Annotated in this window: 17 protein-coding genes and 1 pseudogene; 10 read left to right on the forward strand and 8 right to left on the reverse strand. The window is 57.0% G+C overall.

Annotation, left to right across the window (positions count from 1 at the left end; genetic code table 11):
* The first annotated feature begins 8 nt into the window (after positions 1 to 8).
* The 7 genes and pseudogenes from HS103_12680 (at position 9) to HS103_12710 (ending at position 6,567) form a co-directional block, all read left to right on the forward strand.
* Positions 9 to 917 carry a sugar phosphate isomerase/epimerase gene (locus HS103_12680; protein ID MBE7513655.1) on the forward strand — a complete coding sequence of 303 codons (909 nt, stop codon included), beginning with the start codon at positions 9 to 11 and terminating at the stop codon, positions 915 to 917.
* Positions 918 to 976: 59 nt separating this feature from the next.
* A pseudogene (locus HS103_12685) lies at positions 977 to 2,377 on the forward strand (site-specific DNA-methyltransferase).
* A 2-nt stretch (positions 2,378 to 2,379) separates the two neighbouring features.
* The gene (locus HS103_12690) at positions 2,380 to 2,922 is read left to right on the forward strand and encodes a restriction endonuclease (protein MBE7513656.1); all 543 of its coding nucleotides are present in this window, start codon (positions 2,380 to 2,382) and stop codon (positions 2,920 to 2,922) included.
* 408 nt (positions 2,923 to 3,330) lie between these two features.
* Positions 3,331 to 4,185 carry a hypothetical protein gene (locus HS103_12695; protein ID MBE7513657.1) on the forward strand — a complete coding sequence of 285 codons (855 nt, stop codon included), beginning with the start codon at positions 3,331 to 3,333 and terminating at the stop codon, positions 4,183 to 4,185.
* Positions 4,122 to 5,006, forward strand: coding sequence for an NAD(P)H-hydrate dehydratase (locus tag HS103_12700; protein MBE7513658.1), 885 nt, complete (start codon positions 4,122 to 4,124; stop codon positions 5,004 to 5,006). The genes HS103_12695 and HS103_12700 overlap by 64 nt, the downstream gene beginning before the upstream one ends.
* 2 nt (positions 5,007 to 5,008) lie before the next feature.
* Positions 5,009 to 5,806 (forward strand): peptidoglycan editing factor PgeF, encoded by a 798-nt coding sequence (gene pgeF, locus HS103_12705; protein MBE7513659.1) that lies wholly within the window; start codon positions 5,009 to 5,011, stop codon positions 5,804 to 5,806.
* A gap of 17 nt (positions 5,807 to 5,823) precedes the next feature.
* Positions 5,824 to 6,567, forward strand: coding sequence for a YggS family pyridoxal phosphate-dependent enzyme (locus HS103_12710; GenBank protein MBE7513660.1), 744 nt, complete (start codon positions 5,824 to 5,826; stop codon positions 6,565 to 6,567).
* Between the two features lie 68 nt (positions 6,568 to 6,635).
* Here HS103_12710 and HS103_12715 read toward each other — a convergent pair whose 3' ends face one another.
* The 4 genes from HS103_12715 to HS103_12730 all read right to left on the reverse strand — a co-directional run bounded on the left by HS103_12715 (position 6,636) and on the right by HS103_12730 (position 16,647).
* Positions 6,636 to 11,321, reverse strand: a complete 4,686-nt coding sequence (locus HS103_12715; GenBank protein ID MBE7513661.1) for a caspase family protein — start codon at positions 11,319 to 11,321, stop codon at positions 6,636 to 6,638.
* A 40-nt stretch (positions 11,322 to 11,361) separates the two neighbouring features.
* Positions 11,362 to 11,748, reverse strand: coding sequence for a hypothetical protein (locus HS103_12720; protein ID MBE7513662.1), 387 nt, complete (start codon positions 11,746 to 11,748; stop codon positions 11,362 to 11,364).
* Positions 11,749 to 12,262: 514 nt separating this feature from the next.
* Positions 12,263 to 13,909 (reverse strand): urocanate hydratase, encoded by a 1,647-nt coding sequence (gene hutU, locus HS103_12725; protein ID MBE7513663.1) that lies wholly within the window; start codon positions 13,907 to 13,909, stop codon positions 12,263 to 12,265.
* A gap of 20 nt (positions 13,910 to 13,929) precedes the next feature.
* Positions 13,930 to 16,647 (reverse strand): hypothetical protein, encoded by a 2,718-nt coding sequence (locus HS103_12730; protein ID MBE7513664.1) that lies wholly within the window; start codon positions 16,645 to 16,647, stop codon positions 13,930 to 13,932.
* Between the two features lie 105 nt (positions 16,648 to 16,752).
* Here HS103_12730 and HS103_12735 point away from each other — a divergent pair, with 105 nt between their 5' ends.
* Positions 16,753 to 17,520 (forward strand): hypothetical protein, encoded by a 768-nt coding sequence (locus HS103_12735; protein ID MBE7513665.1) that lies wholly within the window; start codon positions 16,753 to 16,755, stop codon positions 17,518 to 17,520.
* A 22-nt stretch (positions 17,521 to 17,542) separates the two neighbouring features.
* Here HS103_12735 and HS103_12740 read toward each other — a convergent pair whose 3' ends face one another.
* Entirely contained in the window at positions 17,543 to 19,501 is a 1,959-nt protein-coding gene (locus tag HS103_12740; GenBank protein ID MBE7513666.1) for an alpha-amylase, read from the reverse strand.
* A gap of 63 nt (positions 19,502 to 19,564) precedes the next feature.
* Positions 19,565 to 20,278, reverse strand: a complete 714-nt coding sequence (locus HS103_12745) for an exopolysaccharide biosynthesis protein (GenBank protein MBE7513667.1) — start codon at positions 20,276 to 20,278, stop codon at positions 19,565 to 19,567.
* Between the two features lie 460 nt (positions 20,279 to 20,738).
* Between HS103_12745 and HS103_12750 the strand changes: the two genes are divergently transcribed.
* The gene (locus HS103_12750) at positions 20,739 to 22,163 is read left to right on the forward strand and encodes an RtcB family protein (GenBank protein ID MBE7513668.1); all 1,425 of its coding nucleotides are present in this window, start codon (positions 20,739 to 20,741) and stop codon (positions 22,161 to 22,163) included.
* Between the two features lie 39 nt (positions 22,164 to 22,202).
* Here the strand turns inward: HS103_12750 and HS103_12755 are convergent, their stop codons facing one another.
* Positions 22,203 to 22,973, reverse strand: coding sequence for an SDR family oxidoreductase (locus HS103_12755; GenBank protein ID MBE7513669.1), 771 nt, complete (start codon positions 22,971 to 22,973; stop codon positions 22,203 to 22,205).
* Positions 22,974 to 23,148: 175 nt separating this feature from the next.
* Here HS103_12755 and HS103_12760 point away from each other — a divergent pair, with 175 nt between their 5' ends.
* A complete protein-coding gene (locus HS103_12760) occupies positions 23,149 to 23,601 on the forward strand; it encodes an FHA domain-containing protein (protein ID MBE7513670.1) in 453 nt (150 codons plus the stop codon).
* Positions 23,602 to 23,641: 40 nt separating this feature from the next.
* Here the strand turns inward: HS103_12760 and HS103_12765 are convergent, their stop codons facing one another.
* A complete protein-coding gene (locus HS103_12765) occupies positions 23,642 to 26,056 on the reverse strand; it encodes an endonuclease MutS2 (protein ID MBE7513671.1) in 2,415 nt (804 codons plus the stop codon).
* Positions 26,057 to 26,086 lie beyond the last annotated feature (30 nt).

Consider the following 26,086-nt stretch of genomic DNA (forward strand, 5'->3'; position numbering starts at 1 on the left):
GTCCTTTGATGAAACTGGGATTTGTGACCGCGATTTTGCCCGACCTCTCCCTTGAGGAGGTTCTGAAATTTGCCGCTGAGACCGGCTACGATTGCGTCGAGGTGATGTGTTGGCCCCTCGGCAAGGCAGAGCGCCGTTACGCGGGGGTGACACACCTTGATGTGACGAACTTCACCGCCGCCGATGCTGCCCGCGTCAATGCCCTGACGCAGCAGTATGGGGTGAGCATTTCCGGCTTGGGCTACTATCCCAACCCACTGACGCCCATCCTTGAGGAACGCACCGTCTACGTGGATCACATCAAGAAAGTGATTGCCGCCTCAAACCTGCTTGGCGTTGGGGTGATGAATACCTTCGTCGGGCGCGATCAGGTCAAGACGATTGACGACAATTTCCCCGTTTTTGAATCCGTCTGGCAGCCCATTTTGGAATTTGCCGAGAGTCAACAAGTGAAGGTGGGCATCGAAAATTGCCCGATGCTGTTTAGCAACGATGAATTCCCGGGCGGCAAGAACATGGCGATTTCGCCTGATGTGTGGCGGCGGATGTTTGCCCGTTTTCCGACGCCCTATTTCGGTTTGAATTTCGATCCCTCGCACTTAGTGTGGCAGTTCATTGATTACGAGCGGGCGATCTATGAGTTTCATGGGCGGTTCGTCCATGCGCACGCCAAAGATTTGAAAGTCCGCTATGATGTGCTGTACGAGCGTGGGGTGACGGGTTTAGGGTGGTCAACGCCAAAGCTCCCGGGCTTGGGCGATGTTCATTGGGGAAAGTTCTTCTCGGCGCTCAGCGATGTGGGCTATAAGGGGGCGGTCTGTGTAGAGGTCGAAGATCGCGCCTATGAGGGGGCGCTGGCGGATCGTAAACGCTCCCTAACGCAGAGCAAGCGCTATTTGGAACAATTCATGCGGTGAGCGAAGGCGCGTTGAGGGGGTAAACCGGACATAGTGTACCACTAGGGAATTGAGCGGATATGCTGAATGCATTAGAGGTTATTCAAACCGGAAATGCTGAACTGGAGCAGCGTTTTGCAGACAAGCTACGTGTGAATACACGTTTAAGTCGACAGCTTGTCAGTTTTCAGGCGAACAAAACCAAGCCAGCCTACCGTTGGTTCAAATACAAAGAGGGTTTCTCCGAAGCGCTCGTTCATTACCTCATCGAGACGTTGGGTATGGATCAAGGCAGACTCCTTGATCCATTTGCCGGGATAGGAACGGCGCTCTTTACCGCAAGTGAATGCGGTTTGGAAAGTGTTGGTATAGAGCTGCTCCCGGTTGGGTGTGAAATTATTGAAGTTCGTCAGCAGATACAAGAGCGGCGGCATGAGCTGCGCGACGTTCTCGATCACTGGCGAACAGAAAAACCATGGTTGGGGCATCATCCGCATTGGTCGTTTCCACATCTTCGGATCACCTCAGGCGCATTCTCTTCTGAAACACAGCTTGCCTTAGAGCGGTATATGACAGCGGTGACGGGTGAGGAATCCATTGCTGCTCGGCTACTACGCTTTGCCGCACTATGTGTGCTGGAGGAAATCAGCTACACCCGCAAGGATGGTCAATGTCTTCGGTGGGATTACCGTTCTAATCGGCGGCAGGGAGCAAAACCTTTCAACAAAGGGAGGATTTACACCTTCGATGAGGCGATTCTAGTGAAGTTGGCTGAAATCAGCGACGACCTTCAACCGAGGCAAGGTATGTTGGATTTGTTCCCTGTCAGTCAACAATTGGGTCCCCTTGACGTTATTCAAGGCTCTTGTCTCGATGTTCTGCCGACCCTAAAAACTGCCTCATTCGATGGATTAATCACCTCGCCGCCTTATGCCAATCGCTACGATTATACGCGCACCTATGCCCTTGAACTGGCGATGCTCGGTGTGGATGAAACGCGCCTTCGCGCTCTGCGTCAGGCGATGGTGTCCTGCACAGTAGAAAACAAAGACAAACGGGGATTGTCGCACGTTTTCACGACTGACCAGTACGCTGCGGCATCATCAGCATTTACAGGGCAGCGGGAACTTCAGTCAATTTTGATCTATTTGGAGCAACAGAAAACAGCAAAGACACTTAATAATTCGGGTATTCCACGCATGGTGCGAAACTACTTCTTTGAGTTATCACTTGTGATTTTCGAGTGCGCCCGTTTGCTTAAGCCTGGTGCGACGTTTGTGATGGTCAACGATAACGTTCGTTATGGCGGCGCGACCATCCCCGTTGATCTCATCCTCTCCGACTTTGGGGAACAGGCGGGCTTCACTGTGGAATCGATCTAGGTGCTGCCGACAGGAAAAGGTAACAGCAGCCAACAAATGGGTGCACATGGGCGGGAAGAACTGCGCAAGTGCATCTACATTTGGCGGCGTAAGGGATAGCCATGTCCCCAAAGCCCAACAGAGCAAACAGTACCGCATGGACATTGGATCAGCTTGCCAAAAGTGCATTCTTCCGCCGCAAACTCCATGAATGGAAATTGCTAGAAGTGGCTGAAATGCTCAATCAAGTGCGGGGCGAAGACTTGGTTTGGACGGATTTGACTATTAGTGAACAGGCATGGAACAAGATCATTCATCGCGGCATCAAACCCGTGATTGTGTTTGCACATCCGCATGTCTTACAAACCGTCCCCGGTTCAGCGGGCTACTATCGCATGTTGGCAATGGTGCGTGCCAATAAGAATACAGAGCGCGGTATACAGTCTGTAGCAGCCCAATGTAAACGTTACACGGCGACAGTCGGCGTTGAGACTGCCCGCGAATTTTACGGATCACTTCAAGATAATGGCATTGATAAGGGGTATCTGGTTACCACCAGCAATTTCAGTTTGGAATGTCGAGCATACTGCCAGCGTCATAATATTATCTTGGTGAATGGCTTAGAAATTGCCAGAGACATTAAACGCTTTGGGCTTCGCCTCTAGCCTACCAACATTCATCACTGCCTGTTCTTATGCAAAGTGGGCAAACACCCTACAGGGCGTCTGCCATGGGGTGGGGATAGAATTCTTTTGTGTGTCTATCCTCTCTTTTCGGTGAGCTTGTACTATACTTAGACCTCGCATTCGGCAAGGACTTCCGCGACACCATAAACAATCGGCGCATCATAAACCGGATATCGGTTCTAAGTGGTTCACCTTTGGGCTTATTCTAAGGTATTTTGGTTTGTCGTTTCAGCCAAAGTGTACGCTAGGTGCTGATCAAAATGGCGTCAGTATGCAGAAAAAAGAGGTCAAGAAAGCATCAAGAGGCACGAGGTAGTTCCCTCCCACAATCCGTGCCGCCTGTGGTATGCTCATGGTGTCTTTCAACGATAAAGGAAAATCCGAGCGATGCAGCGCGTCCTGACCACCGCCGACATGCGTGACCTTGAAGCCGCCGCCGATCAACAGGGCGTCAGCTATGCTCAGATGATGGAGACCGCCGGCACCGCCATTGCCGGACGGGTGATGACCCTTTTGGAGGAGGTGTGGTATCTCGATCACCCTCGTGTTCTCATTTTGGTGGGGACGGGCAACAACGGCGGGGATGGGCTTGTCGCCGGGCGGCTGCTTGCCGAGCGGCTGAAGGCGGCAGAGCGCGAGGGGCAGATTGTCCTCGCCTTTTTGCGCATGGCGGAGACAGAGCGTGGCGATCTTGCCCTGCGGGCGAAAGCGGCGGGCTGTAGTTCCCTTGATGGAACGAATGGCGAGGCGCTGCGGGCGGCGGTGGCGGGCGCTGATGTGATCGTTGATGCACTGTTGGGGACGGGGACGCGCTTGCCTTTGCGCGGGGAGATTGTGCCGATGCTGCAAAATGTGCGGCACACGGTGGATGCGCTGCGGGCGGGGAAAGCCTCAGCGCTCCATGACGTGATATTGCCCCTTGAGGGGGACGACCTTTTGTCCACCCACCCCTACATCATCGCGGTGGATGTCCCTTCGGGGATGGATGCCGATACGGGCGTGCTGGCGGAAACGCCGCTTGCCGCCGACGAGACGATCACCTTTGAAGCGGCAAAACCGGGGCATTTTCTGTTTCCGGCGGCAGAGGTGGTTGGACACCTTGCCATTGCCTCGCTGAACCTCCCCCCAAACCTTCCAGAAGGAGCGTCCAGCGCACCTTTGTGGCGAACGCCGCAGCCATGGGTGAAAAGCTGCCCAAACGTCCCCGCAGCGCCCATAAGGGGACGTTTGGCAAGGTCTTGATCATCGGCGGATCGGAAAATTACATCGGGGCGCCGGGGCTGGCGGCACTTGGCGCGTACAAAGTGGGGGCGGGGCTAGTGACCATTGCCGCGCCGCCCGCCGTTGTCAATGCGCTTGCCGCCCAGATGTTGGAGGTGACCTGGCTGCCGCTCCCCAACGCCAAAGAGGAGGGACGGACAATCAGCGATGCGGGGGCGAGCATTGCTTATACCAACCTTCCTGATTACACGGCGGCGCTCATTGGTCCGGGGATGGGGCGTTCCTTCAACGCCTATGGCTTGTTCGAGACGATCTTCCAACACGCGGGGACGAACATTCCTCCGTTGGTCATTGATGCCGATGGCTTGAACATTCTGGCAACGCGGGATGAGTGGTGGTCGCTCCTGCCCCGTCGCACGATCCTCACCCCCCATCCGGGCGAGATGGCACGCTTGGCGGGGCTGGATACAGAGCAACATTCAGGGGTGGCGCTTGTGCAAGGGCGGCGGCTGGCGCTGGCGCGAGAGAAAGCGGCGCAGTGGGGTTGTGTGGTTGCCTTGAAAGGGGCATTCACCGTCGTCGCTGATCCCGATGGAGAGGCGGTGATCATCCCCTTTGCCGATGCCACACTCGCCCGCGCCGGAACGGGGGATGTTCTGGCGGGGGCAATCGTCGGGCTTTTGGCACAAGGGTTGTCCCCTTTCGAGGCAGCCTATGTGGGGGCGTATGTGCATGGCTATGCGGGCAGCCTCGCGGCGGAAATCACGCCTTCGGTGGGGGTTATGGCGCGGGATGTTGCTGAGCGGCTCAGCACCGCCATTGAGCGCCTAATGAGTCTCTGAACATGCACCGAATCGCCCGCAACAGCACACCCATCTATTACGAATTTGACCTCTGGCATGGCGACTCCGCCCTTACGCATGGGGTCTTTACGCGCCTCGGCGGGAGCAGCCCCGCCCCTTTTGATTCGCTGAACGTGGGAGGGACGGTGGGCGATGATCCTGCCGCCCTGCGCGATAATCTGCGCCGCATTTACGCTGCCCTGGATGTGGCGGGCGAGGCGGCATGTACGGTGTGGCAAGTTCACAGTGCCGATGTCGTTGTTGTTAGTGGGCGGGCGGCGGGGCGTCACTGGCTAGCACGTGCCGATGGGATGGTGACGAACATTCCTGCGCTGCCGCTGACGATGCGCTTTGCCGACTGCACACCAATCCTCTTTCAGGATCCTGTCCGCCGCGCCGTTGGGATTGCCCATGCCGGCTGGCGGGGGACGGTGGGGAAGGTGGCGACACGCACCCTTGAGGCAATGACCGCCGCCTATGGGACGAATCCGGCGGATGTTCGCGCCGCGATTGGACCGAGCATCGGGGTCGATCACTACGAGGTGGGCGCAGAGGTGGTGGCGGCTGTCGATGAGGCGTTCGGGACGACAGATGGGGTGATTCAGAGGGACGCCGCCGGACGCACCTATTTTGACCTGTGGGCGGCAAACCGCCGTTTGCTGGTGGCGGCGGGCGTCCCCGACTGTCAGATTGAGACGGCGGGACTCTGCACGGCGACGCGCACGGATGAGTTTTATTCACACCGTGCCGAACGAGGCAAGACGGGGCGTTTCTGTGCGGTGATCGCTCTAGAGGGTTGATGAAGGGTAATCTGAGAATGGCTTATGAGTTTATCCCCGAACGGGCTGCTACGCTGCGGGCGACGATGGCGGAAACCTGTCTGCGCGCTGGGCGCACCCCTGAGACGGTGCGGCTGATCGCTGTCAGCAAAACGCACCCGCCAGAGGCAGTCACAGCGGCGGCGGCGGCGGGGATCACGGCATTTGGCGAAAACCGCGTTGAAGAAGCGGCGGGGAAAATTGCCACAGTAGAGGCGCTGACAGCGGCACGTCTTGAATGGCACATGGTTGGGCATGTCCAGAGCCGGAAGGCAGCCGATGTGATCGCTGCTGGTTTCCACACCGTCCATTCGGTTGATTCGGTCAAACTTGCCACGCGCTTGGGGCGTTTTGCCGCCGAACGTCCGCACCCCGCTGCGCAGCGCATCTTATTGGAGGTGAACCTGAGCGGTGAAGTCAGCAAAGATGGTTTCCCCGCACAAGGGTGGGAGAACGACGCCGATACGCGCCGCACCCTGTGGGATGCCGTGAGGCAGATCGCCGCCTTAGCGGGCGTTCAGATTGGCGGGCTGATGACGATTGCCCCCATTGTTGAAGAAATGGAGGCGGCTCGTCCCGTCTTTGCCGCGCTGCGCCGCCTGCGTGATGCGCTCGCGGAGTCCTTCCCGGCGCTGGCACTGAGCGATCTGAGTATGGGAATGACCGACGATTATCCGGTTGCCATTGAAGAAGGGGCAACGCTCATCCGCATTGGGCGGGCGCTGTTTGGGGAGCGGGGGTGATGGGCTGATGTGGAAGGAAGGGATGGGCGACTACATGGGGTCGCCCCTACAGGGTGGAGGGTGGGAGATTACCCCTCGATGAGCGCCTGCAAACGGGCGGCAATCTGCGCCCGAAGGTCGGCTTCATCCGCGCCGGATTCGATCCGCGCCATCTGCGCCCGAAGGTCGTTCAGGCGCTCATCGGGATGGACGGGCTTGAGCGGGGGCGGGGGCGGTGGGAGGGGTGGAAGGTCAAACGGATTTTTCGGTTTTTGGGGGTCGGTAGGAGGCGTGGGTCGGCTTGCCTGCTTCGCCTTATACGCCGCTTGTGCCACTTCCCATGCCGCTAATTTTGCCGGATATTCGGCGCTCAACTGCCCGTAAGTCGCTTCCAGATTGGCAAGGTCTTTTTGAAGGCGGTCTAAGGTTGACCCATCAAGAACGGAGCGGAGGCGAGGATATAGCACCGAAAGCGGCATACCTTTCACGCCGCTGCCAAAGGTGGGATCGTAGCCCCGCAACTTCGTCAGCGCCGCACTAAAGGCAGCCTCGTCAAGGGGTGGGGAGGCAAGAATGCGCTCCAACGTCGCCACGAGTTCGGGAATGGTCTGGCGACGGAGAAGGTCGGCTTGCCGCCGTTGGGCTGCTGACTCTTCGGCACGGCGTTTTTGTTCTGCCTCGTAATCCGCTTGCAAGCGCTCAAAATCCGCCTCCATGCTAGCAATCTGTGCGAGAAGGGTCTCTCGCTCGGAATCGAGTGCGGTTAATTTGCGTTCTGTCTCGGTGAGGTCTTTCTCCACCTTCGCATCGCGGGTGGGAGCTTTGGGAATTTTGATGCCTGCCGCCATCTGTGGTTTGAGCATTTCGCGGAGGGTGTTCGTCACGGGAAAATCGGCGCGATCATCGTCATATTGGAGCGCCTCAATCAGCCCACCGAGAAGGTCAGGGTCATACCAACGGTTGCGGCGCAAGAGATCGGCAGCGGCAAGCGCCAATTTTGGGTCGCGGCGGAGTTTTCGCCCCAAGACTTTGATCAAGATGGGGCGGCTGGTGTCGTTCTCATAAAGCAGCCGGAAGGCGCTTTGGACTTGATTCATGAGGTCGTCATACTGCCCCAAGCCGTCTTTATCGGCGTAGGCATAGAGAAGGCGTTCGGTAATGTCCTCAATGATCCGCGCGGGGAGGGTTCCCATCTCCCCGATAGCCTTCACGATGAGCAAGGCGCTGCGGGGGAGGAGATCACGGAGGTTATCCGTATCGTCGGCTTGGAGCATCGCCTCTAGCAGTTTTTCCCGCGAGGCGGGACCCCAGCGGAGTTCATCGGTACTGACATAGCCAAGCGCCAAGAGGATCGGCTCTCGCCAGCGGGGATCGGGCAGCTTTTCGATGATCTGCGTCGCCGCCATCTCGTGGCGGCGATCCACCCGGACGAGGTGACGCCCGGCGAGGTATTCCTGAAAGGTGAGGTGGAGGAATCCGTAGAGGTCTTTCCCGCGCTCGGCAAGGAGTCCAGCATCTTCTTGAACGGTGGTCAGGAAGGTATCGACGTAATGCTGAAGGGCGAGATCGTCCTCATCTTTCTTGAAGATGGTTGCCAGTTCGGGGCGGATGATTTCGCGCAGTTTACCAGCGGTGATGTACCCCCGCGAGGTGGTTTCATGCATCCACGCGGCGACGGGGGCGAGGACATAAATAATCTGCTCTAGACTGAGCTTTTCGCCAAAGCGTTCGCCCGTCCCCAAACCGGTTTGCTTTTGCCGCCAGACATTGACCAAGATGTTGATGGCGCGGCGGTAAAGCTCGGCACGTTGGGCGGGAAGCTGCCCGCGATCATCTTCGAGGTAGACCAGCGCCAAAATCGTAATGAGAAGGGGATTCGTAGCAAGCTCGCGGATGCGCGGGCGGGCGGGGTTGAAAATCTGCGCCTTCAAGCCGCTTGCCTGCTGTTCCGCCAGCGCGTCAATTTCTTCAGCCGGAAGCCCGGGGTATTTCAAAGGCATTGCCGCGCCCATCCACAGATCGCAGAAGTGGCGGACGGCGTTCTCGCCCATCGGCTGGATAGTCACGTGCATGTAGCCACCGGTCAGGGGGGCGGCGTGGTAGCCGGCAATGCGGCTGGTGACGACGATCTGGTTGCCGCCGTGTTCGGCGGGTGGTAGTTCGGCAAGGCGGAGCGCCTCAAACGCTTTCATCTCTGGGGGGAGCAGACGTCCCCGCGCATTGATCTGGTCGCTGGTGAAGGACTCAATGGCGCGGATTACATCGTCGCGTTGTGTGCTTTCGGTGATCTCGTCCATCCCATCAAGCATGATCACTGCTTGCCCGCGCCCGATAAACTCGCGGATCATCCGGTTGATTTTCCGTTCGGGAAGGGGCGGCGCCTGCCAGCGGAAAAAGCCTTTATGTGCGCCGAGGAAGGATTCAATAGGTAGTCCACGCCCTTCTACCCGCGCCCGCGCCAGCGCCTCGGCATAATCGGCAACGCGCAGCAAGACGGGCAGACGCAGCACGCCCAAGCTGATCTGTGCTGTATCGTCGGGGGCTTTGTCGGGGTCGATCTGGTGGGCGGGGACAATCAAAGCCTCGTCGGGATTGGCGGCATCGCGCAAGCCAAGCGCCAGTTTTAACGCTAGCCAACGGGCAAGGGTTGTCTTTCCGCTGCCCGGATCACCAAGAATGACCAACCAGCGTTCACGCCGGAATGCCTCGCCCAAGGTGATCGGCTTTTCCGCATCGTCCACAGCGCGATCTCGCTCTTGGAGGGTGGGCATCGCCGGATTATCCGCCAATTCCCGATCTTGAAGTTCCTTCACCAGTAGTTCAATGGGGATGAACCCCTCCGAACGGGCGGCGAATTCCTCCAGTACCTCGCGCATGTCCTCGCGCTCGAAAATATCAGCGGTGAGGATGCTCTGGCTAGCGCGGTATTCAGCGGCGCTGGCGCGGTTGCCCTTGAGGGCGACAAAGACCTTTTCCAGGGGGATGGTGGGAGCGCTGCCACCCTCGCCCAAGCCGCGCAGTTCCAGCGAGGTGTGCTGCTCAATAGCCCAATTCAGGTAGGTTTGCACATCCTCGGCGGTGTAGGCGTCGTCTTGGGTGGAGGGGGCGGCAACCCGTGCGGCGGACATGGACGCGGCGGCGGGGGCGTCCTCGGTGTCGGGGGAACGGGGCATCATCTGTCGGCGGAGTTCCGCCCGCAGGTGTTTTTCGATCAGGATTTCAAAGTTGGGGAGATCGTTGTACTCGTTCAGAGAACGAACATACTGCCCGCCGGGCTGGAATTCCTCACGCAGGAAATCGTTGAGGTAGGTAAGCTGCTTCAGTTCGTCGCCAAATTTGAGCGGATCGTGAAGGGTCAATTCCGGCTGGCGCTTGGCACGGTAGACAAACAGGGCGGGCGGGTCGTCTGGGCGTTGGCGCGGGGCATCGCGGGCATCAAGGTATTCGCCCACCGTGCCGCTCTGAAAGACAGGTCCGTTTGGGCGGCGTTCGCTTTGGGGCAGTTCAGAGCCGATCCGCGACCAAAAAATGACGGTCACAATGTCGCACGCTTCTGGTTTGGGAAGGTTGCGGTCTATATTGCCCTGAACGGAGATCGTCGCTCGCTTGGCGCTTTCATCATCTTCCCATGCCACCGTCTCAAGGCTGAGCCGCCCGCGAAATTCGGGATCGTCGTTCAATTTGGTGGCAACGCGCTTGACGATCTCGCGCTCTGGTTTGACATCGTTTGGGGAGGAAATAAACAGCCGCTTGATAACCGTTCCCGTTGTGGGCGGTGGGGCGTTCAGCCCCCGAATGCCCTCAAGGGTACGCCGTGCTGTCTCGCGCACACGCTCATCGGCGTCTTGGGAGAGCGCCGCCAATTCGCGCTCAGCCTCCTCCGCCAGCAGGGGGTTGGCGGTGCGATTTTCAAGAATGACATCTTCCAGTTCAACAATGACACGACGGCGTTCTTTGTAACTCTCATGACGAAGGCGTTTGCGAATATCCTCGGAGAGTTTGCGCGGGCGTGGGTTGCGGGCAATGAGCAGATCGCTTGTCCCCTCGCCAAAGCTGTAGCCGGGGGTCATGTTCAGGGCGGGGAAGGATTCCTTGATGCGGTGGTGGATGAAATCATAAAGTTCACGGGTATAGATGTTTGTATCGTCGTCGGTATCCGCCGCACCTTCTGCCAAGCCTTCGAGCAAAAAGCGGGAGAAAACAGAATAGGGTGAGGAATCGCCGGGCTGGTCGAATTCCCATGCCTGTTGGGTAGCGCCGCTGGCAGTCATAAAGACGCGCCCAAAGCCAATGTGATCAAGATTTTCGGTGAGGTCAAGTGCCGCATCACCCGCCGCCATTGCGCCGCTTTTCAGGGCTGCCCCACTGTGGCAGCAGTCCAAAATGACAACGATCCGTTTCGAGTTGCTGGCGCGAATTGCCTCTTTCAGTTCGGCGTCGGCAATTGCCGAATCTTCGGGATACTCCGGTTCAGAATCGGTTACAGCGTAAAACAAGCGCCCCCCCGGTTTGAAACCATGCCCAGAGTAATAGAGCAGAAGGTAATCTTCGTAGGTTTTGTCTTTAAACAGATTGATAATCGCCCGCCGAACCTCTTTGTAGGGGCGGTTGATGAGCATCCGCACATCGCCTTCGGCAAAGCCACCAATCTCTGGGTCTTGCAAGAGCGCTGCCAGTTTTTCCACATTTTGGGCGGGCGTGCGCAAGGGGGGGAAGTGATCGGCATACTCAAAGGTGTGGCTGCCAATCAGAAGGGCATACTTGCGATAGTTCATGCGGAAGTCCTATGTACTGGCAGACTCTGTGCTGGCAGATTCATTTTCCCAATAACAGCTTGGCTAACTCTTGCGCGGCGGCTGGTGTGAAGGCATCGGGAATGGCGGCGGAAACGCCCTCCCCCCCTTGCTTGGTGAGGGTGATGGTGCTGCCTTTGACGCCGCCCTTCCACGCCGCCAGAACGCGGATCAGATCGGACACCTCGGCACTGGCAAGACGTACTGTCAGCGAACCAATGGCGCGCCCGCCATCGCCCATCGCCCCGATGGTGGGCGGCGCGGCACGCGTTTGTTCGGCACGGGCGCTGCGCAGCAGGCGGAGTTCTTCACTCAGGGAGTGAGTGAGTTCCTCTAGGCGCTCAGGGGCAACGTTTGGGACGGAAAGGGTGATGAGCAAGGCAAGATCATCAGGCGTGGGGGGAGGCATCAATCAATACACTCCAATTGTCTAACGTATCTAGCGCTGGCAGGAATGGAGGACGATTGTATCGTTAGTGGCGGAGGTTAGGCAAGGCATGTGGTTTTTGGCTCTGGGGAGGGAGGGACGCAATGCCCACCTGCCGCATCCTTGTAGGGACGCGCTACAGCGCGTCCGCCACCACGCCGCCTGATCTCACCGCGAAAAGGCTTGTCCGAGAACTAGTAGACCATCAAGAAGGTAACCATAGAAAGAGACAGCCCTCATCCCCCCTACCCTCCTTCTCCCTGTGGGAGAAGGGGGCATCACGTCTTTGAGGGGGAAGCCCCCTCAATCTACCCCTTTCGATGAATACGCCGTAGAGAGGCTCGATTGCGTAAGTCCTACCCCTATAATTCGGTGAAGGAGGTATCCATAGCCATTGTTCAATCCTTTTGGTGTTGTCTTGGATTGTACATTGACGATACCTTCTTTTCCTTCCCAAACAAACCTTTTTGCGCCGGGAACGCTTTGCAGCCACTGCTTAGCCCAGCATCGGAATCTTGATCCCGTGCCGTTGTGCCGCGCTGATCGCCTCTGGATAACCGGCATCGGCGTGGCGGACGACGCCCATCCCGGGATCAGTCGTCAGAACGCGCTCCAAACGGCGAGCGGCGGCGTCTGTTCCGTCGGCAACGATCACCTGCCCGGCGTGCTGGCTGTATCCAATGCCCACCCCGCCGCCGTGATGGAAACTCACCCATGTTGCCCCGCCAACAGCATTGATCAGCGCATTTAAGATTGCCCAATCAGAAATCGCGTCTGATCCATCGCGCATTGCCTCTGTCTCGCGGTTGGGGGATGCCACTGACCCCGAATCAAGGTGATCCCGTCCAATCACAATCGGGGCTTTCACCTCGCCCCGCCGGACAAGTTCATTAAACGCCAGTCCTGCCTTTGCCCGTTCGCCATAGCCAAGCCAACAAATGCGAGCGGGCAAGCCCTGAAAGGCAATTTTTTCCCCCGCCAGCGTCATCCAGCGACGAAGGTGTGCATCGTCAGGAAAAAGGCGCAGAATTTCCTGATCGGTGCGTTGAATATCTGCGGGGTCGCCAGAGAGCGCTACCCACCGAAAGGGACCCTTCCCTTCGCAAAACAAGGGGCGAACGTAAGCAGGGACAAAACCCGGATAGGCAAAAGCATTGGCAACGCCGGCGTCAAAGGCACGCTGCCGAAGGTTGTTCCCATAATCGAAAACAACCGCACCCGCCGACTGAAAATCAAGCATACTTTGACATTGTGCCGCCATTGCCGCCGCGCTCCGGCGGGTGAAATCCTCAGGATCGGCTTCGCGCAGACGAGGGGCATCCTCTGGGGAGACGCCTACGGGCAGATAGGCAAAGGGATCATGGGCGGGTGTTTGATCGGTGACGACATCAGGACGGACGCCAAGCGCATACAAGCGGGCATAGAGTTCCGCTGCGTTCCCTATCACGGCGATGGAGAGCGCTTCACCAGCGTTTTTTGCCGTCTCCACACGCACCATAGCATCTTCCAAATCGTCCGCGATCACATCGAGATAGCGTGTTTGCAAGCGGCGTTCAGCGCGAGTGCGATCTACCTCCACACACAGGGCGACGCCGCCATTCATCGTCACCGCAAGGGGCTGCGCCCCACCCATCCCCCCTAATCCAGCGGTGAGGACAACCCGCCGACTCAAATCACCCCACCCGTGCTGCTGCGCCAGTGAACCGAATGTCTCGTATGTGCCTTGCACAATGCCCTGTGAGCCAATGTAAATCCACGATCCGGCGGTCATCTGCCCATACATGATTAGCCCCTGCCGCTCTAGGGCGTCAAAATTTGCTTGAGTTGCCCAATGGGGGACGAGGTTTGAGTTGGCAATCAGCACACGGGGGGCGTCGGGGTGGCTGCGAAAGACGACGACGGGTTTTCCCGACTGAATAAGAAGAGTCTCGTCATCTTCGAGTTCGCGTAGGATACGAAGGATAGCCTCAAAGGATTCCCAATTCCGCGCTGCCCGTCCACGCCCACCATAAACGATTAAATCGTCAGGGGCTTCGGCAACGTCTGGATCAAGGTTGTTCATCAGCATCCGCAGCGCGGCTTCTTGCTGCCAGCCCTTGCACGTAATCTCTGTGCCACGTGGGGCGCGAATCACTCTAGACATGGGGTATCTCCCTTAAAAATTTAACGCGGATTCACTTCAAATACATAGGAGTAGACATGTTCCCCAGAGGGGCGGTAGTAGTTGGCGACAAAAGCGTTGTTCAAGACTTGGAGGACTTCCACACGCCCTTTGTCATTCTCCATACTATCGATTAGAGCATACTTTTTTGTCATTGAGTCAAATACAGATCGCTGTGAGGTGCCAATGTAGCCAACATCAGTGAAATACTGAATGTTTCCATTTGCCAAATAGCAAGGATTCACCCCCACACGGGCGAACGATCCATCCGGGCAGTAAAGTGTGCGGTAAAGCCCCGTCCCCGAACGAAACAGCGCATTCGATTCGCTGCCAATGGCATCCCAGACAATGTAGATGCGGTATGTCCCTGTCTGCCGTCCCCATTCGTCAGAAAGGTCAGCGGAATACCATTCCTTGCCAACGTTGTAGGCGCTTTTGTAGAAACCATTTAACGATTGGGGTTGAAGGATGCGCGGATCGTCTCCGTTCCACTGCCAACGCCAAAAGGAGTGTCCGCTCATCCAAGGATCAAAACTTGGACCAGCATACCGTGTATCAGCAGGATCGCGGAAATCCCCGCGAAGGGGAAATGGTATATCGCCGGGATCAAGCTCAATCGTCATCAGGTCGCTGTTGATCAGGGAAAGTGGCAGTGGATAGGCATACCACATCCGACGCGGCGGAAAATTATTCATCAACAACAAGTCAATGTAGGGATACCAACGCCCTGTTGGACCCGCTTCCCACATGAAAAGAGGTGTGCCGGGCGGCTTGATCACCGTCCCATTCAAGCGTATTTCTACAGAGGGCAGATAATCGGCTGAGTCGGCGTCGATCAACAGCCAGGGAAAGCGGTGATCTTCAGGCTGAACCCCGCGTACTTCCTGACGGATCGGCGTTTGGACAGTTGTTCCCCACAGCCGCCAGTCTTGATCTTGGATCATGCCGAGGACGAGGGCAAGCCAGATTCCTGCCAATACAAGGGCAGGGAAGAAGGATCGAAAGAACGGCGTGTGGGTTATCCACAACCGGAGAAAAAACACCGCCACACCCCCGCTGACACCCGCCCGCAGCAGACAGATCAGCAGGTGTGCCGTCTCCACGCGCAGGGGGGCGATTTGGAGGATAATGCCCAAGGGAAGTGACCATACGGCGAAAAAGATGACGCTCACCCCCACACTGGAGAGGATGTCTCTCACCGTGCGACGCGAGAGGCTGTGGAGGAAGATTGCCGCCGCGGCCGCAACAAACGGCATAAAAATGTTGAAGCGGCGCGGCTCAACACTGATCACGCTGTAGGCAGCACAGAGAAACCCCCCGATCAGCACGAGCAAGAGGAGCGTTCGGCGGCGGATGCCCGGCAGCCCACTCCAGAAGGCACCCCCTAGAATCCCCGCATAAAGCAACAGTGTGTGCTGTCTATGTTGGTCAGTGACAGAGAGGATGAATGTCTGGAAAAAAGCCGTATCAGGGTAGCGCCAGTTGTTGAACAGGCTGAAATTGAACCAACGCAAAAAATCGACGGGGTTTTCGGCAAAGTCTCTTACCAATGATTCGGTGCGATTTTGTCGAGAGTTGATGAAATCGCTTGGCGCCCAAAAATCAACGAAGGAGCGCACTGTCGTCACTACCTCGTCGCCATGCGTTAAGGATACGCCTAAAAGCAAATAATTGGCAATATCCCTGTCATCCATGATACGGCGGTTGATGATCGGATTTTGATAGAGCGCGATCAAGGCGAGGCATTGAAGGACAACGCAGACTATGACGACAGCCGTATGAGAAAAACGCTTTTTTGCAGGGCGCAGGGTTAGGCTCAGCCCCAGCATCCCTAAGGAGATAAGCCACATCAGCGGGCGCGTGGTCAAGCTGCTGAATGCCAGCAAAAACGTACTCACTCCGCCAAGTACGGTAAAAGCGACAATTGCCCACCAGCGAGAGGCACGAAACGATAATGTGTACGCCCAAAGGGTGGCGATCAGGATGAAGCGGATGAAGGGCTGCTGGAGAAAAGGGAGTGTATTCACAATACCTGGCACATAAAATGCGGTGAACACCCCGGCGAGTGCCGCCACCCAATGGGGGAAGCGCAGCCGCAGCAGCATGTGAACAAGCAGCACCGTTCCCAAGCCCGCCAAAAGCATGTTGATATGTTCGGTTGTTTCCACTGTGTTGGGAAAAACCGTCAAGGCGACACCCATTAGGGCAGGCATCACCCCCATCTTGGATAGGGATAGGTAAAAAAAAATTCCCTCCGTGCCAATGGGTGCCTCCCCAGTGGGTTGGCAGTACGCAAAGGTCACACAGAGTGTATCCCGCGTTTGCTGTGCAAAGACCCAGAACGCCCACTGATCGCCCCACTTCCGTTGGGTCATGGTGGTTTGGCTGTAGAGCAGCGGCGCACCGGCGGCAAGGACGAAAATGACCCCAAATAGGCAGGGAAGAAGCAGCCGTCGCCCAATACCTCCCTGTCGGGTGAATTTTTTTGCGGGTGGCGTTTCTACAATTGTCGGATCCTCACCTGCTAGGGAAACAGGCTCAGGAAGTGGGGCGGGGGGCAGGGTTAGCAAGCGCCGTCCGCCGATAAAAACCACACTGAGCGCTGCTGTGATCAACACACCAAGAACAACTCGTGGATTTTTAGTAGAGGTATCTGATGTGGGATGATTCTGCGGTGGCGTCATGGATCGTAAACGATGTGTCTGATAGCGTCGCCCCATGAGTATAGCAAATATTCCTCCAGAGACGTGTGCCTTGCTATAAAGTGGGTACAATCGGACACCATTCATTTGGCATTGTCGTGTTCATTGGGGAATCATTGTTCTATGGGAATTTTAACGCTTGCAACGGGCGATCCAGCCGCACTCAGGCTGCTGAAAGCCGCTCTCGCCGCCCGCTATGGTGTGCGCCCACTTGCTTTCGACGGACTCCGCCTTCTCTTAACAACGCAGCGGAGGCTTTGGGGGCTGCCCGTTTCTGTCTCTGTTGAAACGGCATTTCAGGGGGTGGATCATTGGCTGTGGATGGAGTCGGCACGTTTTTTGGGATTTCTACCCTTTGGCGGGCGAGCCGAATCATATGATGGCGCAGCCTGTTATGTGATGAGACGTGGGGTGGTAACCAGCAGCAGTGAGCCGCCCCTGATGGAAATCACCAGCCGCCGTTTATGGGCGCTGCGGGCGGTGCTGTTGACTCCCCTCAGCGAGGAAGGCATCACGCTCAAAAGCACCGGTGAGCGTGCCTTTCGTGCCTATTCTAGTCAATCCCCAGAAACCGCTGTCACCGTCACGCTCAACGAAGATAACACCCTTCAACGGGTGGAGACGCCTCTCGTTTTTCCTACACAAGCAGAAGGGTCGGGAAGTGCTGTTTTAGGGACGCCACTCACCTACGTGATTCGTTTAGAAGGACCCTTGCAAACCTTGAGTAATGTCGTCTTACCAACCAATCTCGTCATTGGGTGGGGCAACCAACCCGATGAAACCCACACCCGTTATACAATCGCAGCGATGGAGGCGAACCCCATCATCCCAGAGAATGCCTTTACCTTAGGGTCGCAGCTTGTCCCGCTCTCCGCCCCCAAAAGGCGGTAGTGCGATCACTGGGCATTCGCCCCTACAGCGTCCGCCCACTCTCGATAATCAGGACATAGCCGGGAATAAGACCAACGTTTACGGTGGTTTCATGGGCAATGTCCATCCCCACATCGTTCTGGACGCCCCACAATCCGGGGACACGTTGAATTTCCCCCCGCAAGATCACTCGCCCGCCTTGCTGATGCCCCATATCGGTATTGGCGATCACGCTGAGGATGGGCTGTCCCGGGTAGTTTTTCTGGCGGCTAAAGACAAGAATTGCCGGATTTTCGCTCGCCCCAACCCGAATCGTCTTTGGGTCGGGATCGCTGAGCAGATCGACATAGCGCCGGCGAATATCCAACGCCTGACGGATAGAGCGGACGTAGTTTGTCGCCCGCGTCCAATCCATGCGGCGGGCGCTGAACAAGGGGAGTGTTTCCGGCGGGTAGGCGGCGGCGTATTCCGCCGAAAACCCCAATCCCGTGTTCATAGGAAACGTCTCGCCTAATTCAAAGCCGCTGAGGATGAACACAACACCGGGGAGCATCACCGAGAGCGCCAGCGTGTAATGGGCATAGGCAACCCCGCCAAAACGGGCGAAACTGCGCGGTGTATTGTGATTTTCCGAGGCGGCAAAACACGCTACAGGGTATGCCGCTCGGCTAATTTCCTCCACATAATTGCGCACGCTGAAGCCTTCGTGCATCCCCAACAGCCAATAGCCCACAACGGCGTTATAGCCTTCGGCACGACTGGTGGCGCTTGGCGTGAAGTTCTCATCCCAAAAGGCAAAATCGGGATTAATGCCCCGTGCCTCGGCAACAATCCGCTCCTTAAGCGGCATGGGCAGGGCGTGACCCATATCGATCAAAACGCCATCAATGCCGAATCGCCGTTGATAGTGGGGGATTACGCCGGCAATGGCATCCCACAGATCGTGGATGCGGTGATCGTGACCGTGTTCGTTGTTTGTCAGGCGGGTGTCGTACATGCGCAGCGTGTTATACGCCATGTAATTGAAATCAGGATGATCGTAGAGCCGTAGGTAGGTGACATCCGACCAAGGGGGTTGGCTGTCGTTGGGGGGGAAATCGGCAAATGCGCCGGGGATGCGCACCCGTGTGCCATCCTCCAAAACGCCAATCCAACGCCCCCCCTCTAAATAGACACGATCTGGGGCGGGGGAAGCGGTGTACATCTCGCGATAGAGCGCGTCGGGGGCGGGGAGGTCATTGAAATCGCCCTGCCCTACCTTCCAATGAATGATCCCTAATGCCTCATTGGTAAAGCGGGGCTGTCCAAAGGTGCGCAGCATATCCGTGCGCCCCGTATGGGCAGTTCGATCCCGAATGTCGGCGCGAATCCAATAGAACCAGTGGGGGTGGTCGCGCACCCAATCTGAATCCTTCGAGGCGGTGCGGAGGACAAACTCCATGACGACACGCATCCCTAAGCGGTGTGCCGCCTCTACAAATGCCTCAAAAAGATCATCAGCGCTCATATCAAGGGCGGGATCGACCAGTTCGGGGTCGATCTCATAGGGGTTACGGATGGCGTAAGGCGAGCCGAGATTGCCCTTGCGTCCATCTTGCCCAATGGTTGTAATAGGCAAGAGATGAACGGTATTGAAGCCCATGTAGTTCAAAAAGGGTAGGATAGCGATGCACTTCAGAAGTGTCCCTGTCTCCCGCCAGCCGTCGGGGTTCACCCCTAGCTGCAACTGGTCATCGTCGTTGTGATCGAAGGCTGTTGTATAGCGCGGAAAAAGGTTGTAAACCAGCGCCCGCCGCGTCCATTCCCCACCCCATCCCTCAAGGAGGGGGGTAGGTGGGTGGTCGAGGATCGCCTGAAGGCGCGATTGGTAAAATGTATAAGGATCAACCAACACGGCGTCTGTCGTCGTGAAATCAACCCACAAACCGGGAACATAGTAAGGGACATCAACCCGCCGCCGCATGACGGCAAGCTGATGAATGATGGTTTGAAGTTTGGACATTCAAGATCGCTTTGGATTCAACAAAGGGCAGAAAGGGACAACGCATCACGCCGCTAAAATACCCTAGAAGCGCAGCAGTCCCCGTAAGAGATCGAAGAACACCCCAGGCGTGGGAGTGATCGTCGCGGCGGCAGGTTCGCGGATCAATTGGAGGATGCTCCCCCCCGCCACCAACACCGCCACGGCGACAGCGGCAAAATAAAGGAAGGTGATGATGTTCAGCACCCACCCCACTGCAATGAAATAGCCGTCGCGCTGGAGGATGCCCGCCCCCAAGAGCAGTAACCCCCAACCGGGCAGAAAGTTCGAGAGCGGCAAAACGGGCAAAGGGAGAATCAACAACACCCCACCGGCAAACAACATCAACCCATTCAGGCGATTGACCGCCGACGAGCCAGACAAACCCAAAAGGCGCGGGCGAATCAGCCCTTCAATGCGGTGGATCAATGCCGCGCCGCGCTTTAAGACAGGGATCAGTTGCTCCCGTTTTACCGCCCGTTTCATCAGAAAGGCGGGCAGCCAGGGGACGCGATTCAGGATAATCCCAACGCTGATCAGCATGATGATCGCCCCAAAGACGGTGCTGATGCCGGGGAGCGGGAGCGGCGTGAGGAAGGGAATCGTCAGAATCATGATGAACAGAATCAAGCCCTGTTCGCCAACAAGGGCGAGAAGCTGCCGAACGGTGATCTCCCCTTCGCCCTCGGAAACCTCTGTGGCAATCGATTCAAGCGTTGCCGAGAGGCTCATTTTTGTATCTTGGAATTGAACAGACATACCCTGTACTTTCTGGTGATTGTTTCTTGTGGCGCGGGTGCGCAGGCAAACGGGGAAGAAGTATATCCCCTGATGCCCGTTCAAACAAACTAGATGTTACGCAGTTGCCCTCATCCCCCTGCGACCCGCCTTCGGCGTGTACCCGCTCTCCCACCGGGAGAAGGGGGAATCCATTTTTTGAGGGGTAAGCCCTCTCAAACGTCCCCTTTCGATGAATACAGGGTAAACACGTTCAACTGTGTAAGTCCTACAAACGCCAAAGACGAACAGCACTCATTGCGGGGAATAATCCCTATTCCTTTTCGTATACACCCTCCAGTGAGCATACCTATCAGGGGAGAAGAAGTTTGGGGTTCACGAACACTGCGGATTCAGGTAGGATAGCTCATCAAACTCCAGAGGCACATGAACCCAGTCAGCCTCATGCGCCGCAAATGCCTTAGCGAAAGTGAGTGTTGTCATGAATGGTCACGATCTCCTCACGCTTGGCTTTCCAGAGGGAAAGATTATTGGTCTGGCGCTGCGGGCGGTGAGCAAAGCAGCAGAGGACGGCACTCCTGAGATGGACATTCGGCGCACGCTAGAGGCACTCCTCAATGATCCCACGTCCTATGGTGATGATCCCCTATATGGCGAGGTAGCCCGCTTGCTGATCGATTACATGACGCCCTCGGCACAACCCAACTTGCAAACCTATGCCCCCTACGCCATTTGGGGGAAACAAGGGATCGATCCGGGGGCGATCACCCAGATGGAACGTGCTGTGCGCTTACCCATCTCGGTGCGGGGGGCGCTGATGCCCGATGCCCACGTAGGCTATGGATTGCCTGTCGGCGGTGTGCTGGCGACACACAATGCGGTGATTCCCTACGCAGTGGGCGTTGATATTGCCTGTCGAATGCGCCTGACGATTTTTGACACGACACCCCATATCATGGAGCAGAAACGCGACAAATTTCGCAAACTGCTGGAGACCCTCACCTGTTTTGGAACGGGGCAGACATGGGACACACCGCGTCACCACCCCGTGATGGACGATCCCGTATGGCGCGAACACTCCCTTATCGGGCGCTTTAAGGACACCGCCTGGAAGCAGCTTGGGACAAGCGGTTCGGGAAACCATTTTGTGGAGTTTGGCAGCCTCTCGGTGAACGAACCGTTTGCCCTTCCCTCAGGGCAAGAACTCGCCACAGGGAAGTACCTTGCCCTGCTCAGCCATAGCGGAAGCCGCCGTTTGGGGTTCGAGATTGCCAACCATTACACCGAAATTGCCATGAACAAATGGGCGTCGCTGCCGAAGGATTACCAACACCTTGCATGGCTAGATTTAAACTCAGGCGCGGGAGAGGAATATTGGGTGGCGATGGAACTTGCCGGGCGCTATGCCAGCGCCAACCACGCGATCATCCATGAGCAGATTATCGATGCCCTTCGGTTTGACGTGTTGGGGGGGGTTGAAAATCACCATAACTTTGCATGGAAGGAAATTATTGAAGGGCAGACGTTGATTGTCCACCGCAAAGGGGCAACACCCGCTGGTGAGGGCTTTCTCGGCGTGATTCCAGGGAGCATGATTGCCCCCGGCTATGTCGTGCGGGGGCGGGGGAAGGCAGAGTCGCTCTTTAGCGCGGCGCACGGAGCGGGGCGAAAAATGAGCCGTCGTGAGGCATTCGGGCGCTTTGATTGGGATGCCCTCAAGCGGAACTTGAAGCGGCAGAATGTCGAACTGCTTTCGGCGGGGTTGGATGAAGCCCCCGGCGCATACAAAGACATTGAACAGGTCATGGCGGCACAGGCAGATCTTGTAACAACGCTTGCCGAGTTCCAGCCGCGCATGGTCAAGATGGATGGTTCAACGGGGAAAAACTACGCCCCAGAAGATTAATCCTTCGTTGCCGTGTAATTGGTTGGAGGGGGTGAGGAATTACCCCCCCGAAAGCCCGCCATCGACACAGACCGCCTGCCCGGTGATGAACGATGCCGCCTCAGAGAGCAAAAAAATCCCCATCGCTGCCGCTTCGTCAGGCGTCCCAAGCCGTTGCATCGGGTTTGTGGGCGTACTTTCTGCCCCGTCTTCTTCAATCTCTGCCACACAGAGCGCATTCACTCTCACCTTCAGGGGCGCAAGCTCCCCCGCTGCCTGACGGGTGAGGGCAATCAGTCCGGCTTTGCTGGCGACATACGCCGCCTGATTGGGGCGTGTACGCGCTAACCCATAGACGCTGGCAAGGTTTAAAATTGCCCCGCCGCCTTCTTCTGCCATCACCCGCCCGGCAAGCTGCATCCCATAAAAGGCGGCGGTCAGGTTGACCTCTAGGATACGCCGCCAATCGTAATCGTCCAGTTTTAGAAACGAGGATGCCCGCAGCACACCTGCCGCGTTGACAAATAGATGAAGGTGCGTAAAGGAATCGCGCATCGTTTCGATAAATCCCGCCATTTGGAATTTATTTGATATATCTGCCGCCCAGGGGAGCGCCCGCCCGCCGGCGTTCGTGATCGTCTCGGCAAGGGCATCGGCGCGATCTGGATTAATGTCGTTGACGCCCACCGCCGCACCCGCTGCGGCAAGGCGGAGCGCCAGCGCTCGCCCCACCCCTTCCCCCGCTCCGGTAACGAGAGCAACCTTCCCTTTTAGGTCGAAGGTGACGCCCGAAAACCCCGATGAGTATTTTGTGTGTGCCAATTTTGTCACAAACCTTGCCTTTTAATTGTTAGGATTGGTAAACTAGTTATGAACTGTTTCCCACCTCGTCAGATTAGGATGTGTAATGGTGTCGAAGATGACCTCAGCAAAAACGTCCCTTAAATGCCCTGACTGCGCACATGAAAATATGCCGGGGGCGTTAATCTGTGCGAAGTGTTTTGCTTTGCTGGTAAGCGGAGTCCCTGCCGAAACATCAACCTTTATTCGCACCGGAAAAACAAAAGACCTTCCCGCACAACCGCCCGGCATTGCCACAGGCTCGTTATCCGCGCCCCAGCATCCGAATGCTGTTTCTTTGTACATCGCCAATACAAGCACACCGCTTGTGTTGTATATCCCCGATCAGGTCGTCTTGGGGCGTTATACAGCAAACCAGAACTCATCCATGCCCCTTGCCGATCTGACGCCGTACAAAGCCTATGGCTATGGGGTCTCGCGCCAGCACGCCCTTTTAAAACGAACGGGGAAGGGCTTGTGTGTGGAAGATTTGGCAAGTGCGAACGGCACATTTTTGAATGGGACGCGCCTGCCTCCCAACGCGCCGACGCTCATCCATAAAGGGGATCGTCTGACATTGGGACAATTGGAGATGGAAATCTACCTTTCAGAGGGGTAATCCCCTTTGTGTTGTTCTTGGCGAATTGCCTTTACACACCTTAGCCGGGCGGCACAAGATTAACCACCGTCACCCCATCGCCGCCTTCTTTTTCTTCTCCCCGTGTGTATTTGCTCACCAGCGGATGGGCATGCAGTACGTCACGAATTGCCTTGCGGAGCGCCCCCGTCCCTTTCCCATGAATGATCCGCACAAAGGGCAAGCCCGCCATGTATGCGGCGTCAAGGTAGCCATCGACCTTCTCTAGGGCATCTTCCACCCGTGCTCCCCGTAGATCAAGCTCTAGTCCGGGGGACGCTCCGCGCTCGGAGCGGTTTTCCCGCGCCTTTTCTTTCCGTTCGCTCTCACCCCGCCGCTCTACTTCGTCCAGTTTTGCCCGCACGCGCAAGCGCCCTACTGCTACCTCAATGTCTGACGCCGTGACTTCCGTCACCTCGCCCTCTGCCTTCAGAGGCAGCACCCACACGCGCTCACCCAGACGGTACTTTGGCGCATCATCTTCGGGAAGGCGCAGATCAAGCGTTTCTGGCGCGGGGAGAAGATCAATCGATGGTTTTAGGTTGAACGCCGATTCCTCCAAGCGTTTGATCGCCTCAATCGGCTGAGCGGCGGTCTGCAACTTCTGGCGCATCCCGCGAATTTCCTTGCGCAGATCCTCCAATTCCCGATCCGCAATGCGGCGGGCAGTGGCAAGCGTATCGCGCTGCTCGCGTTCCACCTCGTCTAGCCGCTGGCGCAGTTCGCGGACAAGCCCATCAGCTTTCTCTTGTTGGGCAACAGCCGCATTGCGGGCGTTGCGCGTTTCCTCACGGGTGCGTTGCAGTTCGTCCAGCAGATCGTCCGCAATCAGGTCTTCCGTCCCTACCATCGCCCGCGCCCGCTCAATAATTGCCTCTGGCAAGCCGATCCGTTTGGCAATGGCAAGGGCATTCGAGCGTCCCGGTATTCCAACAACGAGACGGTACGTTGGACGCAGCGTTTGAACATCAAATTCAACAGAGGCGTTGCGAACTCCCTTGTAGGATTGGCTGAAGATTTTCAGTTCGGGGTGATGCGTCGTCACCAGCGTCGTCACACCCCGTTCGAGGAGGTCAATCAGGATCGCCCGCGCCAACGCCGACCCTTCTGCTGGGTCTGTTCCCGCCCCCAGTTCGTCCAAGATTACCAGAGAACGCCGTGATGCCTCATTCAGAATATGGATAATATTCGTCATGTGCGAACTAAAGGTGGAGAGGGATTGCTCAATGCTTTGTTCGTCGCCAATATCGGCGTAAATGGCGTCAAAAACGGAGAGTTCCGCCCCGTCGTTGGCGGGGATGTGCAGCCCACATTGTGCCATAAGGATGAGCAGCCCCGTCGTTTTCAGGGCGACGGTCTTTCCGCCTGTGTTGGGTCCGGTAATCACCAGCGCATAGGTTTGGGGGTCAAGAGCGAGGTCAAGGGGGACGACAGTGCGGGGGTTCAAGAGTGGGTGTCGCGCCCCCTCAAGACGGATGGTGCCGCCCGGATGTTTATCGTCGTGGGTGATTTCGGTGATGTCGCGGAAGTCTACCAAACGGGGGGCGGTTGCTTTCAGGCTGAGCGCGTAGCGGGCTTTGGCGAAGATCATGTCGAGTTCTGCCAAGCCTTCAACGGTGGCGATGATGTACTCCACCTCCCCTGCCACAATCTCCGAAATATCCCGTAAAATCCGCCGAATTTCGTCTTCCTCGGCAAGCTCTAGTTCGCGAACGGCGTTGTTTAATTCCACCGTTGCCAACGGCTCAATAAAGAGAGTTGCCCCGCTGGAGGAGCTATCATGGACGATGCCGGGAATACGCCCCTTAAACTCCGCCCGCAAGGGGACGACATAACGCCCGTTGCGTTGGGTGACAAGCTGCTCTTGAAGGTATTTCGCATTATTGGAATTCGTGATCAGGCTGTTCAGTTTCGCTTGGAGGCGTTCGGAGGCGATGCGCATGTCCCGACGAATCAGCGCCAGTTTGGGCGAGGCACTGTCATAGATGCTGCCGTTGTCATCAATGGCGCGGCTGATCTCACCCTGTAAGCCGGCGCATTCTTCCAAGCGTTCGGCAATGCCCCCCAACGCCGAAAATTGGTGGCGCAGCCGCCCTAGTGTCCGTTTTAGGGTCGTGGCGCGGCGGAGCGTCCCGCGAATGTCAAGGAGCATCTGCGGCTCAAGGACAATCCCGCGTGTGGCTTGAACGGCTGCCTCACGGACATCCCGCGCCCCGCCTAGCGTAATGTCCGATTTCGCTTCAAGGAGCGTGCGTGCCTCTGTTGTCTGCTGCTGCCAATCACGCACCTCCCGAATATCCGCCGAGGGGCGCAAGGCGCGGATCAGTTCAGCGCCCGCAGAAAAGCTGCTATGGGCGGCGAGTTGGTCTAAGATTTTCGGCAGTTCCAAGACATGCGCCGATTTTTCGTCCATCATCAACCCTGTGACTGTCACCACGTTGACCCTTTGTGACCCCTAAAAACCTTT

This window comes from Anaerolineales bacterium, assembly GCA_015075625.1.
Taxonomy (GTDB): domain Bacteria; phylum Chloroflexota; class Anaerolineae; order Aggregatilineales; family UBA2796; genus UBA2796.

Coding starts and splice junctions, on each gene's coding strand:
- HS103_12680 (MBE7513655.1), top strand. CDS start 9: ATGAAACTGGGATTTGTGACCGCGATTTTGCCCGACCTCTCCCTTGAG.
- HS103_12690 (MBE7513656.1), top strand. CDS start 2,380: ATGTCCCCAAAGCCCAACAGAGCAAACAGTACCGCATGGACATTGGAT.
- HS103_12695 (MBE7513657.1), top strand. CDS start 3,331: ATGCAGCGCGTCCTGACCACCGCCGACATGCGTGACCTTGAAGCCGCC.
- HS103_12700 (MBE7513658.1), top strand. CDS start 4,122: ATGGGTGAAAAGCTGCCCAAACGTCCCCGCAGCGCCCATAAGGGGACG.
- pgeF (MBE7513659.1), top strand. CDS start 5,009: ATGCACCGAATCGCCCGCAACAGCACACCCATCTATTACGAATTTGAC.
- HS103_12710 (MBE7513660.1), top strand. CDS start 5,824: ATGGCTTATGAGTTTATCCCCGAACGGGCTGCTACGCTGCGGGCGACG.
- HS103_12715 (MBE7513661.1), bottom strand. CDS start 11,321: ATGAACTATCGCAAGTATGCCCTTCTGATTGGCAGCCACACCTTTGAG.
- HS103_12720 (MBE7513662.1), bottom strand. CDS start 11,748: ATGCCTCCCCCCACGCCTGATGATCTTGCCTTGCTCATCACCCTTTCC.
- hutU (MBE7513663.1), bottom strand. CDS start 13,909: ATGTCTAGAGTGATTCGCGCCCCACGTGGCACAGAGATTACGTGCAAG.
- HS103_12730 (MBE7513664.1), bottom strand. CDS start 16,647: ATGGGGCGACGCTATCAGACACATCGTTTACGATCCATGACGCCACCG.
- HS103_12735 (MBE7513665.1), top strand. CDS start 16,753: ATGGGAATTTTAACGCTTGCAACGGGCGATCCAGCCGCACTCAGGCTG.
- HS103_12740 (MBE7513666.1), bottom strand. CDS start 19,501: ATGTCCAAACTTCAAACCATCATTCATCAGCTTGCCGTCATGCGGCGG.
- HS103_12745 (MBE7513667.1), bottom strand. CDS start 20,278: ATGTCTGTTCAATTCCAAGATACAAAAATGAGCCTCTCGGCAACGCTT.
- HS103_12750 (MBE7513668.1), top strand. CDS start 20,739: ATGAATGGTCACGATCTCCTCACGCTTGGCTTTCCAGAGGGAAAGATT.